This is a genomic window from Flavobacterium cheniae, assembly GCF_004363695.1.
GTDB lineage: Bacteria > Bacteroidota > Bacteroidia > Flavobacteriales > Flavobacteriaceae > Flavobacterium > Flavobacterium cheniae.
Genome location: NZ_SNZC01000016.1, coordinates 1 through 1,559 on the forward strand (window position 1 = coordinate 1; position 1,559 = coordinate 1,559).

Sequence of the window (1,559 nt, forward strand, 5' to 3'; positions counted from 1 at the left end):
TGCCCAGCAAGACCCACACTACACGCAATACATGTACAATATGAGTGTAATGAATCCGGCATATGCGGGTAGCAAAGAGAATTTATCATTAGGATTATTACATAGAAAGCAATGGGTTGAGATTGAGGATGCACCTACCACGACTACTTTTTTTGGACATGCTCCGGTGGGTAAGAATGTTGGAATGGGATTATCGGTTATTTCAGATAAGATTGGCCCAGTAGAGGAGAATAACATATATGCTGATTTCTCTTATACATTAAATTTAGGAGGCGAACACAAATTAGCTTTTGGATTAAAAACGGGATTAACGTTGCACAAAGTAAGTTTGTTTGATGATGTTTATCCGACGTTACCCGATCCGAATGACCCTGCTTTTTCAGAGAATACGAGTAATTCGTATTTCAATATTGGATCAGGACTTTTCTATTATACGAATAAGTATTATTTAGGATTTTCGATTCCTAATTTAATGAAGTCGAAACATTTAGATTTTAACGGAAGAGAATTTGGTTCAGAAGTATCACATTATTTTGTAACGGGAGGATATGTGTTTGATATCAATGATAATGTAAAATTCAAACCATTTTTCATGATGAAATCGGCCTTTGAAGCGCCAACATCATTGGATTTATCGGCTAACTTCTTGTTTAATGAGAAATTTGAAATTGGCGGAACCTATCGATTAGAAGACAGTTTTGGAGCAATGGTTAATTATGCCATTACCCCAAATATAAAATTAGGTTACGCTTACGATCACATCGTATCGGATTTGAATGTAACAACGCCATCTTCACACGAGATTATATTGTTGTTTGATTTGAACTTCCCGAAAAAAGTATCAAGTTCACCAAGATTCTTCTAACCTAAACCGACTAAAGTACAATGAGAAATTTATATGTAACATTAAGTTTTGTGATGGTAAGTGGAATACTTAGTGCACAAAATCAATACACCAAAACGGCAGACAAATTATTCGATAGATACGAATATGTTGATGCTGCCAAAGAATACTTAAAATTAGCCGAAGGCAGCAAAGCAGATAACTACGTTTACAAACAATTAGCAGAGAGCTACTACAATGTATTCAATACAAAAGAAGCTGTAAAATGGTATGCAAAAGTTGTAGAGCAGAAGCAAGATGCGGAAACGTATTACAAATACGCTCAAATGCTAAAAGCAGAAGGAAACTTCAAAGAAGCCGACAAACAAATGCAACAATTTGCGCAATTGGCACCAAACGACCAAAGAGCTAAAGCATTTGTGAGCAAACCGAATTACCTTCCAGAATTGCAAGGACAATCTAAATTGTACGACATTGCAAAATCAGACGTAAGTAGCGATAAAACCGACTTTGGAGCGGTACTTACTAATGATAACAATGTGTATTTTGCAAGTGCTAGAAACACTTCAAAAAGAAACAGCAACTTCAACGAAGAGCCCTATTTAGATATCTACAAAGCCACTTACAACGCAAATGGAACCATTAGCGATGCAGTAGCGGTAGACAACCTAAACACCAAATGGCACGATGGACCAGCAAGTATTACAAGCGATGG

The 1,559-nt window shown here is 36.5% G+C and carries 2 protein-coding genes; both read left to right on the plus strand.

What is annotated here, in order from left to right; translation table 11 throughout:
* Window positions 1-865: PorP/SprF family type IX secretion system membrane protein (locus tag C8D80_RS12710; protein ID WP_133610998.1), on the plus strand; the 865-nt coding region annotated here is incomplete at its 5' end.
* A 20-nt stretch (window positions 866-885) separates the two neighbouring features.
* Window positions 886-1,559 (plus strand): tetratricopeptide repeat protein (locus C8D80_RS12715; protein WP_394364586.1); only part of this gene is annotated, 674 nt, incomplete at its 3' end.